The sequence below is a fragment of the Dyadobacter koreensis genome, assembly GCF_900108855.1.
Lineage (GTDB): Bacteria > Bacteroidota > Bacteroidia > Cytophagales > Spirosomataceae > Dyadobacter > Dyadobacter koreensis.
The window spans coordinates 400086-410980 of record NZ_FNXY01000009.1 but is presented as its reverse complement, the minus strand read 5'-3'; the positions used below and the strand labels follow the sequence as shown (position 1 = coordinate 410980).

Here is a 10895-nt window from a genome sequence, read left to right as displayed (position 1 = left end):
CTAATCGAACGCATGCCCATCTTCAACCAATAAATCTTTAACAAATAGTACCAGGTGGCACCCCTGTATTATGCGGTATTAATCCGGGTTTCCCCGGGCTATCCCCCAGTTGAAGGTAGGTTGCATACGCGTTACGCACCCGTACGACGGTGACATTGCTGCCCCCTCGCCTTGCATGTATTAAGCCTGCCGCTAGCGTTCATCCTGAGCCAGGATCAAACTCTCCATTGTAATTTTTTTTGTGGTCTCTATCTATAAAATAGGACCGAATCTTCTTAAACGAACTATCTTGTTACTCTCTTCATCATGTCAAAGAACTTTGCTTCGCGTCTTCCGAAACTTGTCGCAGTGATCGTTTTCACCGCCGTTATCCCCGATTGGGAGTGCAAAAGTCCTACATTAATTTTTAATATGCAAGCCCAGGAACAAAAAAGGCGAAAATTATTTTCGCCTTTTTTGTTAACTTGCTAAAAGTCAAAAGTGTAGTTCTGAAACTTTTTTTAAATATTTTTGAAATACTCAATTACATGCATTTTTAATAACGCTTCCTGCTTGTCAATACCACCTTGCGGCAATGCCCTGTTCAATATATAATGCGGCCAGCCATCCTTATCCCTTTTTTCAAACAGGTAATAAGAAGACAGACTTAATACCTTACATATCCCGATATGCATCAGATCCTGTTTTTGTTCTTTTGTAAATCTTTTAGCACCCTGTCCCAGCTCCTGGACACCTATAAGAAACAATACGCCATTCAAGTCAGCCGGTCGCTTTCCTAATAATTCTTCCAAAGTCTGAAGTAAATGCTCCCATTGCGCTTCGAGTGGTTGGTCCTCTATATTTAATATGCTCATATAAGTTCTTATTCTATTAATATGTATCGGTCAAAACTCCAATTTGTTTATATTTTATCAAAACCAATAACAGACGTCGGGCGTTCTATTTTAACCCGCATTTTAGTTTTCCGGTTAAATCATTGTAAACTCTTAGTCATATAATAGAAGAGAAAAGAATGCATTTGAGGGTTTTTCCTAACTTTGGGTTTTGCCTGATAAGAATGAGGCATTTGATGTGAACAATATATATAAGGAGGAAGATAGATTGAGCAAGCCAGATTATTTAGATACACTGAACGAACCGCAACGCCAGGCCGTGGTTTATGGTAATGGTCCTTTAATGATTATTGCCGGTGCCGGTTCAGGAAAAACACGAGTACTTACTTACCGGATTGCCCATTTGATTGAAAATGGCGTAGATCCGTTTCGTATTTTATCTCTGACTTTTACCAATAAAGCATCCGGGGAAATGCGGAAACGTATCGAGGGTGCTGTCGGGACAGAAGCGAGAAATATCTGGATGGGTACTTTTCACTCTGTTTTTGCAAAAATTCTCAGGATCGAAGCGAGATATCTGGGTTACACCAGTGATTTTTCGATTTATGATACCGACGATTCCAAGTCGTTATTGCGCAGTATTATAAAGGAATATAATCTGGATGATAAGGTTTACAAAGCCAATGTGGTTTATAACCGGATTTCCGGAGCAAAAAACAGGCTGGTGTCTGCAGACGATTATATCAACAATGCCGTAATCCAGGCAGATGACGAAGCGGCCAAAATGAAGGAAATCGGGCGTATCTACAAGACCTATGTAACGCGCTGTTTTCAGGCGAATGCGATGGATTTTGATGATCTGCTTTTTAATACAAACGTTTTGTTCCGTGATTTTCCTGATGTTTTGTACAAATATCAGCACAAATTCCAGCATGTGATGGTGGATGAGTTTCAGGATACAAACGTTTCGCAGTACCTTATTACAAGAAAATTATCGGCTGTAAACCGGAATATTGTGGTTGTTGGGGATGATGCGCAAAGTATTTATGCCTTTCGCGGAGCCAATATTGAAAACATTCTGAATTTTGAAAAAGATTTTCCGGATGTTCATACTATCAAACTGGAACAAAATTATCGTTCAACAAGCACGATTGTAAATGCCGCGAATTCGGTGATCGCCCGAAATAAATCCCAGTTGAAAAAAGAAACCTTCACAGTGAATGAGGAAGGCTCGATGATCGACGTGATCAAAGCGGGTTCTGATAACGAAGAAGGACGTTTGGTTGCGACGGCCATCTTTGAAGAAAAAATGCAGAAATCGCTCAAAAACGAAAATTTTGCAATTCTTTATCGTACTAACGCGCAGTCACGTTCTTTTGAAGAAGCGCTTCGAAAGCTGGGAATTAAATACCGGATTATTGGCGGACAATCTTTTTATCAACGTAAAGAGATTAAAGACCTTTTGGGTTACCTGCGTTTTACGGTTAACCAGCGTGACGAAGAAGCTTTTAAAAGGATTATCAATCTTCCGAAACGTGGGATCGGCGATACAACCGTTGCAAGAATTACTGTAACTGCGGCAGAAAATAATGTTCCGATCTGGGAGGTGGTAAGCAATATTGCGAATTATGCAACCGGCCGGACGATTACGCAAATCGATCAGTTCGGGACATTGATCAAAAGCTTTATGCTCATGCTTGATGCCGGAAAAGATGCTTTTGAAGTTTCCGCTCACATCGCAAAAACATCCGGACTTCTTCGTGAATTGTATGAAGACAAAACCGTTGAAGGACTTTCCCGCTATGAAAACGTCCAGGAATTGCTGAATGCGATCAAAGAATTTGTTGATAGTGAAGAAAACGAAGATAAAACACTAAGTGCGTTTCTACAATCTGTTTCGCTTTTGACAAATGCAGACGAACCGGATGAAAACGAAGATAATGATCGCGTCACAATGATGACAATTCACTCTGCGAAGGGTCTTGAATTCAGGAATGTTTTCATTGTTGGTTTGGAAGAAGATCTATTCCCAAGCCAGATGATGCTGGAAAGCCGCCAGGATCTGGAAGAAGAACGCCGTCTTTTTTACGTTGCGATAACCCGTGCTGAACAAAAACTCTCATTCTCCTACGCAGAAAGCCGTTATCAGTGGGGAAGATTGAAAATGTGCGAACCAAGCCGGTTTTTATTGGAGGTTGATGCAAAATATTTGAATATTTCCCAATCTTTCCAAAGAGAGATTAGTCGGGAAGGATCATCCTCGTCGCCGATGTCCTTCGTCAAAAATCTCAGTCCGAGAAGACCGACAGAACCAAGGCCAGCAACAGCTGCTTCTGCTCACACGCCTACTTCGGATTTTGTACCGAGTGATACGCATGAGCTTGCCGAAGGCGATAAGGTGGAACATTCCAAGTTTGGTTTTGGCACGGTTGTTAAGATGGATGTAAATGGAACAGACCGTAAAGCGACCGTGAAATTTGACAAGGTAGGTGACAAAACTTTATTGCTTAGTTTCGCCAAATTAAGAATAGTGAAATAAATCGTGTTACATAGTTATAGTACGATTATACAGGACTTTACATAATGTAAAACCACGCACCGCCACAGGACTCATTAGATTTAATACTCTTATGGCGATGTACTAATGATTATTTTTTAACAAATTAAATTATGTTCATCGAAAAAGACCTTCAACAGATTCAGGACCGCGGGAGCGATGCCACAGTAGTAGAAGAACAAGTGCATTATTTTGTGAATGGGTTTCCATTTCTTCATTTGTCCAAAGCAGCGACCGTCGGAGACGGGATTATTCGTTTGACAGATGCACAAATTGAAGAAGTAGTTAAGGCGTTTGACAGGAGTTCTTCTGACGGCGAAGTGGCTCTACTGAAGTTTGTTCCTGCTTCCGGAGCTGCAACGCGTATGTTTAAGTCGCTATTTAGCTTTTTGCAGGAAGATAAAAAAGACAAATCTGTTGACGAATTTTTTGCGAGACTAACAGAATTTGCTTTTTACGAAGATCTGAAAGCTTGCATGGCGTCAGACGGGATTGATATTTCTTCTGCTGATGAAAAAACGATAGTCTCTTATTTCCTTTTAAACAAGGGTTTGGGATATGGCGAATTGCCAAAAGGATTGTTGAAATTCCATAATTACGACAGCCGTTCACGCACGCCCCTCGAAGAACATTTGGTAGAAGGTGCTCATTACGCAAACGCTGGTAGCAATGTTCAGATTCACTTTACCGTTTCTCCGGAACACCGTGATAAATTCGAAAAACTGGTTGTTGAAGTATTACCAACCTATCAAAGCGAATTTGGCGTAAAATATATGGTGTCGTTTTCTGAGCAGAAAAGCTCAACCGATACGATTGCTGTAAACATGGACAACTCGCCCTTCCGTGAGAAAGATGGTGGACTATTATTCCGGCCGGCCGGGCATGGTGCTTTGCTGGAAAACCTAAGCCAATTGGATGCGGATATTATTTTCATCAAAAATATTGATAACGTAGTTCCCGATAGAATTAAGAGCGATACTGTAACCTACAAAAAAGCATTGGCCGGCATTGTTCTTGACTTCCAGAAAAGAATATTTGGCTATCTTGATAAATTAAGCGCAGGTTCTGATGCTTCTTTATTAGCGGAACTTGATACTTTTTTCCGTGAAGAATTATGTGTAGTACCTCCGGCAACTTATGACGGATGGTCTGACGATCAGAAGAAAGAATATTTTGTTGGCAAACTTGACCGTCCTTTGCGTGCCTGTGGTATGGTAAAAAATCAGGGCGAACCTGGTGGCGGACCTTTCTGGGCAGAAAATGCAGATGGATCTTCGTCATTGCAAATCGTAGAATCTGCTCAGGTTGATGTTGACAATGAACAGCAGAATGGTATTTTCAAGAATTCAACCCACTTTAATCCGGTTGATCTTGTTTGTGCAATTAAGAATAAAAACGGAGAATTATACGATCTTAAAAAATTCCGTGATCCGCTTACTGGTTTCATAACCTACAAATCCAAAGATGGAAAAGAGCTGAAAGCGCAGGAATTACCTGGCTTATGGAACGGATCAATGGCTAACTGGAACACGCTTTTCGTTGAAGTTCCGTTGATCACATTTAATCCTGTAAAAACAGTAAATGACCTGTTGCGCGAACAACATCAATAGTGTCAACAGCACAGTTATAAAAGTAAAAACGTCGAATCCGTAAAGGGTCCGACGTTTTTTATTGGAATAATTTTCCTAATATCATGCTGTCAGGGGCAATATTTCAAGGAATTGGTAAGACCTTACTTTCTTTGAAAGTTGACAAAATCACCATCGTTTGGGTGCTTGCTACTTCTTCAATTTCATTTATTTTTTCCAACATCAGTTTTTGATATGTACTGATATCCTTTGAAATTACTCTCAACAAGAAATCGCCTGTTCCCGTAATATGGTGGCACTCGATCACTTCCGGAATTGCATGTATTTTTTCAACAAATGACTCTGTAACAGCTTTTCTGTGGCCAACCAAAGAAATCTGCACGAAAGTGCTTACACCCAAACCAACTCTTTCTGGTTCTAATTGTGCATGATAACTTTTAATAATTCCTGATTGCTCAAGTTTCTTTACACGTTCCAGTGTAGGAGCTGGTGAAAGCCCAATTTCCTTTGAAAGCTGTGCGTTCGTTATCTTGGCATTCGTTTGTAAAATCTCAAGTACTTTACGGTCTATCTGGTCTAATTTAATGATAGCAGACATTGCTTATAACATGGTTTATAGTTAGCCCCACTTTTTAGGACGCTGCAAAACTAATTAGTTTCCCGAAGATAATTGTAACTTTATACTGAAAATTTGTCAAAAAAAAGAATTTTAATAGGTAAAACGGCCTTTTAGTGCTGAATTGTTGGGTGATACTTTTGTATAACCCATTAATATCAATTTTATTAAACGGAATAAGCCTCTATTTTCTGTAAAAAATCCTGATACGTTATACGTATTCCTTCGGTGAGATCTGTCTTGTGTTTCCAGCCCAGGGCATGAAGTTTGCTTACATCCATCAATTTCCGTGGCGTACCGTCAGGCTTATCCGTATTCCAATGAACGTTGCCTTTATAGCCTACCGTTTCCTGAATCAACTCGGCTAATTCTTTAATAGTAACATCGCTTCCTACCCCTACATTAAGGAAACCCGGCTCGCTGTAATTCTGCATCAGGAAATAACATGCATCAGCCAAATCATCAGCATGAAGGAATTCGCGCAATGGTGAACCCGTTCCCCAGAGCTCAACTACTGGTTTGTTTTCTTCCTTGGCCTCATGAAATTTACGGATCATGGCAGGAAGAACATGCGATTTATTCAAATCATAATTGTCGTTAGGACCATAAAGATTTGTGGGCATAACCGAAATGAAATCACAGCCGTACTGGCTTCTGTAAGCCTCGCACATTTTTATTCCTGCAATTTTCGCAATTGCATACGGTTCATTCGTTGGTTCCAGTGTGCCGGTCAGGAGCGAATCTTCGTGCAGCGGCTGAGGTGCCAGTTTTGGATAAATGCAGGATGAACCAAGAAAAAGCAGTTTTTTTACGTTAACCCGGTAAGCACTATCGATGACATTATTTTGAATTTGCAGATTATCGAACAAAAATTCTGCGCGATAAATATTGTTGGCCATGATGCCGCCAACCTTTGCTGCAGCAAGGAAAACATATTCCGGACGTTCTGTTTCAAAGAAATCTTTTACCGAAGCCTGATCACGCAGATCAAGTTCTGAAGATGTGCGGAATACAAAATTGTTAAAACCTTCAGCAGTTAGTTTACGGTGAATCGCCGAGCCGACCATACCGCGGTGTCCTGCGATATAAATTTTAGCGCTTTTTTCCAATGTGTTATGTAAATTTGTAGGATGAAAAATCAATATCTTTAAGAACCAATTCGTTACAAAAGTAACAATCTTACCCTGAAGAAAAATTCAATACACATGCAAAGAGTTACTCTGGTCTGGTGTTTTCTATCTATTTTCCTTGTGAAGGGAGCTTGGGCACAGACTGAAACAAAGGAATCTTCACCCCCAACCTGGTTACCAAAAGCGGCCAGTCAGGATTCTGTAAACACAAATAAGAAAGGATCGAAGGATTTAAAATCGTTTATTTCTGGTCTGGATCCTGCGGCTACGGCCACGCTTCCGGGAGGAAACAGCAAGTCTACTTCCGTTACTTCACTTTTCGGAGAAACAATTCCTGATCTGGGCCTAAAAGTAAAAGAATACAAAAGTCAGAAAGCGGACCGTAAACTGAAAAAGGAGAAGGCCAGGCTTGCCAAAGTGATGTATAAAGGCGTACCGATGATGGCCATGGACATTCGTTATGGAAGCGGAGACCGTACGACTTTGGAAACTTTTCACGTTTTGAAAGAGCCAAAACCGCTTAACAATTATGCACGTTCTACCGAAACGCGTTGGTACGATACCAAAGGCAAAAAGCTGAGTTCTGCCATTATTAAGGAAAAAGAAAAATCGCTTTTACTTCATGGCTCTTATAAAAAATACGTTGGAGAAAATCTGATCGAGGAAGGTTTCTACTACATGGGTGTGAAAGATGGCCGTTGGGTCAAATATGATACGAAGTTTAATCTGGTCGATAAAGCCGTTTGGGATAATGGTTTTCCAGCCGAATCCCGTATCAGCTACTATGATTCTGCTCATACGAAAGTGAAGGAAGTGGTACCGGTTATGTTTGGTGAAACAACGGGGGAATTTCTGCAGTTTTATGACGAGGGTCAGCTTATGACCAGTGGAAAATTTGATCATGGAAAAAAAGTCGGCCGCTGGGTTGAATATTATCAATATCGCCGTCAGCGCAAAAAAGAAATTCAATATCCAAAGACGAGTTGGGACGAAGAATTTGACCCGTTTGTTCTTCGTGAATGGGATGAAAAAGGAAAACTTCTTTACGATTATACCAAAGATCCGCGTGCTTCGGTTGAGGAGGAAACTGAAAATTAATAGCGGGAATGGATGGAAATTGCGGTCCATCTGCTTTATTCGTGGGTTGGATTAACACGAGCCAAATCATTGTATGTTTCAAGCTTTGCTAAAATTTGCCAGGACTAACACCTGGCTTGCAGTAATTTTTTGTATAATTCCTGTACTTATTTATTTCTTGGTATTTAAAGTTATTGCTTTGAATATCAATTATGTAGCTTTCGACGATATTCTGATTTTAGGCATTATTCCGGGTTTTGAGGACGCAGATTGGCCAAACCGATGGAAACGCCTTACCGAACTTTTCCCGGAACACAGGCTCGTCTTTTCCAGATCCATTATTCTCTTGCTTCATTCGCTTTTTGGAAAGATCAATATGGTCTGGCCGATGATCGTGGCGAATATTTGCTGGACAGCCTGCGCGTTCATTTTTTACAAAGCATTTCGATACTTACGTATTTCACTATGGTATTTTGTACCGATCATGTGGCTGTGGTTTTCGATTCAGTCATTCGAAAATATTTTCTGGGGCGTAAGCTCGCTGTGTAATTTTGGCGTGCTGCTGTTTGTTCTAAGTTCGCTTTATTTTGCAACACACCATCCGAAAAAGCACTACATAGCGATTTTATTTGCTGTTCTGGCAACCTTCACTTATGGAAACGGACTCATGGTTTTTCCAGTGATTGGATTAATAGCATGGCTCATGGGGCGTAAAAAGGACTTTGTAATTACCGTTTTAGTTACAGGAATAATTGCAGTCATTTATTTTATCGACTTTACACCAATTACTCAAAATCTCGATTTCTCAAATCCCCAGCAGGTCAAAGAAGGTTTTCTCGGCTATTTCGGATTTATCGGTTCAATCGCGACAATTTCGGCATACGACGCGGCAAATTCAGTGTTGATGACCGCTGTTGCAGCAGGTTTTATTCTGATTGCTGCGTTGATCTATTTATTCAGGAAACATTGGATTTTGCTTTGGAATGCTGCCTGGGGGAAAACGCCTTTTACGAATCCAGGAGCTTTATTTTCATTGGGAATCGCCGCATTCGTTGCCATTACGACACTTGCACTGGTATATAAACGTATCCCGACTGATACTTTCGAAGGGATGTTTAAGGGACGTTACCGGATGTATTCGGCGCTATGGTGTATCGCTCTATATTTTGGATTACTGTCCCTGACGTCCAGGCCCTCTCTGCGCTTTTCAATTGTCGCGATCGTGCCGTTTGTCATTTTTCTAAACCTCATCATTCTTCATAGCAATTTTGCTTTGGCAGTAAACAACCGGCGTATGGCCATTGTACAGGAATTTAACGCCCGATATAATGCTGACTGGCTTGGAGTAAAAATGTTTTCGATGGATCAGGCGAGGTTCGAAAAAATACGAGCGTATTATAACTCAGAAGATCCGTTGGCGGAAGGCTGGAATCCTCGTTTGGCAACCGATTCAATACCTTGTCCAAAGATTTACGAGCCCGATACGGTTAAAAAAGACGGCAGTTATATTGTAGTAAATTTTGAAAAGGACTTTTTCCCGGCGGAAAAAAATTATTCGGATGGGGCTTATGTGATCCTGAAATCGGCTGGACATACCTATGCGTCTGCGCAAACTCAATACCCGGTTCCATTAAAAACGACTATTCGCCGGTTTATGTATTTTAACAAAGGCGCTTATGTGAATTTTCATTCGGCAACCGTTGAACCGGGCTTCTACCGGATTTATTTATTGGTACGAAAGAATGGAAAAAATACCATTTATTGTACCAACAAGACCTGGAAGGAGGAGTAAATCGTTTAAAACTTATTGTGAATTTCTGTCAGTATCCGTTCAACTTCTTTGCGGACTTCTGAGCTGGGCTTCGTGAAATTGTTGTTCATGAAGCTGAAAACCAGTGTTTTTCCTTTCTTCGTAACCAGATAACCGCTGAGATTAAAGTTGTTACTAAAACTACCCGTTTTTGCAAAAATGAAAGGCTCCTGCCCTTTAAACATATTTTTCAAACTTCCTGTTGCACCTCCGTTCGGCAGGATTTTAAACAAACGCTCCTGAGGGACTTTTGCGTAAATTTTCTGCAATAAAGTGGTAATAGATCGTGGCGTAAAAAGATTATAACGGCTTAATCCGGAGCCATCCTTCCATACCAGATTGTCAGGCATATCGCTCAAATAATTCTTCTTCGCGTGTTCAATCGCCTTTTCGGTATTTAATGGCAATCCTTTCGCAGACGCATAAATCAACATCAGCTGCTCGGCCAGCATGTTGTCGCTCACCTGCATCATACGCATATACAGTGAATCCGAAGGTATACTTTTAACCGTTTGCAGCTCGATAGTAAGCGGAACCTGAATCAGCTTAATTTCTTTTTTTAAGGCATCACTCAATAACTTAACAGTCATGGCGTCCGACATATGAACCGGAACGTCCCTGGTTTTTCCTGCCGCCAGAGCTTTTGGGGAATAATGAAAAGTATTTTGAAATTCTTCTCTTTTTATTCCAACAATGGAAGTATCCGGTTGCAGGGATTTTTCCCAGATTTTTGGCTTTACCCGGAATTGTCTGTCTGTCAGGCCTGTAAATCGGGCGATGTTTCCGTAAACAGGTAACGGTGAGATTTCAGGCTGATAATCGTCGTTATAGTCGCTCCATGCCCAACCGGGACCGTAACGTTCATCCTGAAAATTTACGGGAGAAAAAAATATCTGTTCTTTTCTACTTTGTAAAAAATCTATAACGGCGCTGTGTGGCAGGTCAGGATGAAATAATGAAGGATCGCCAGTGCCACGGATAATTAAAAGCTCTCCCCATTCGAGATATTCCAAACCAGGTAAGGAGTCGCCAAGCGCACATAATCCGGCGTAAAAACTAAATAATTTTGTATTGGAAGCCGGATTAAAATATTTATCAGATTGATAGGAAGCAATGGCTTTGCTGCCCGTCAGATTGTTGATTGAGATGCCGGTATGCTGCTGACTTAAAACCGGAGAATTTTTTATTTCACGTTTTAAATAATGAGAAACTGAGCAACCAGATAATGAAAAAACCGTTAACAGAGAAAGGAGCGTGCGCATAGAAATCGGTTAGTACCAGTC

General features: G+C 40.8%; 8 protein-coding genes and 1 rRNA gene. 4 read left to right on the top strand and 5 right to left on the bottom strand.

Annotation, left to right across the window (positions count from 1 at the left end):
* A 16S ribosomal RNA gene (locus tag BMY70_RS26935) occupies positions 1–231 on the bottom strand; the annotation flags it as partial.
* A 269-nt stretch (positions 232–500) separates the two neighbouring features.
* The gene (locus BMY70_RS26930; RefSeq protein WP_090340800.1) at positions 501–854 is read right to left on the bottom strand and encodes a hypothetical protein; all 354 of its coding nucleotides are present in this window, start codon (positions 852–854) and stop codon (positions 501–503) included.
* 247 nt (positions 855–1101) lie between these two features.
* Here BMY70_RS26930 and BMY70_RS26925 point away from each other — a divergent pair, with 247 nt between their 5' ends.
* Complete coding sequence (locus BMY70_RS26925; RefSeq protein WP_090340863.1) at positions 1102–3372, top strand: ATP-dependent helicase; 2271 nt, start codon at positions 1102–1104, stop codon at positions 3370–3372.
* A gap of 131 nt (positions 3373–3503) precedes the next feature.
* Entirely contained in the window at positions 3504–5000 is a 1497-nt protein-coding gene (locus BMY70_RS26920; protein ID WP_090340798.1) for a DUF4301 family protein, read from the top strand.
* A 103-nt stretch (positions 5001–5103) separates the two neighbouring features.
* On the opposite strand, the gene BMY70_RS26915 is transcribed toward BMY70_RS26920, so the two are convergent.
* Positions 5104–5577 carry an Lrp/AsnC family transcriptional regulator gene (locus BMY70_RS26915; RefSeq protein ID WP_090340796.1) on the bottom strand — a complete coding sequence of 158 codons (474 nt, stop codon included), beginning with the start codon at positions 5575–5577 and terminating at the stop codon, positions 5104–5106.
* A 185-nt stretch (positions 5578–5762) separates the two neighbouring features.
* The gene (gene fcl / locus BMY70_RS26910; RefSeq protein WP_090340861.1) at positions 5763–6704 is read right to left on the bottom strand and encodes a GDP-L-fucose synthase; all 942 of its coding nucleotides are present in this window, start codon (positions 6702–6704) and stop codon (positions 5763–5765) included.
* Between the two features lie 96 nt (positions 6705–6800).
* Between fcl and BMY70_RS26905 the strand changes: the two genes are divergently transcribed.
* A complete protein-coding gene (locus BMY70_RS26905; RefSeq protein ID WP_229209798.1) occupies positions 6801–7823 on the top strand; it encodes a toxin-antitoxin system YwqK family antitoxin in 1023 nt (340 codons plus the stop codon).
* Between the two features lie 178 nt (positions 7824–8001).
* On the top strand, positions 8002–9594 hold the full coding sequence (locus BMY70_RS26900; RefSeq protein WP_229209797.1) for a hypothetical protein: 1593 nt from the start codon (positions 8002–8004) through the stop codon (positions 9592–9594).
* A 5-nt stretch (positions 9595–9599) separates the two neighbouring features.
* Here BMY70_RS26900 and BMY70_RS26895 read toward each other — a convergent pair whose 3' ends face one another.
* Entirely contained in the window at positions 9600–10874 is a 1275-nt protein-coding gene (locus BMY70_RS26895) for a D-alanyl-D-alanine carboxypeptidase/D-alanyl-D-alanine-endopeptidase (protein WP_090340792.1), read from the bottom strand.
* Positions 10875–10895: the final 21 nt, after the last annotated feature.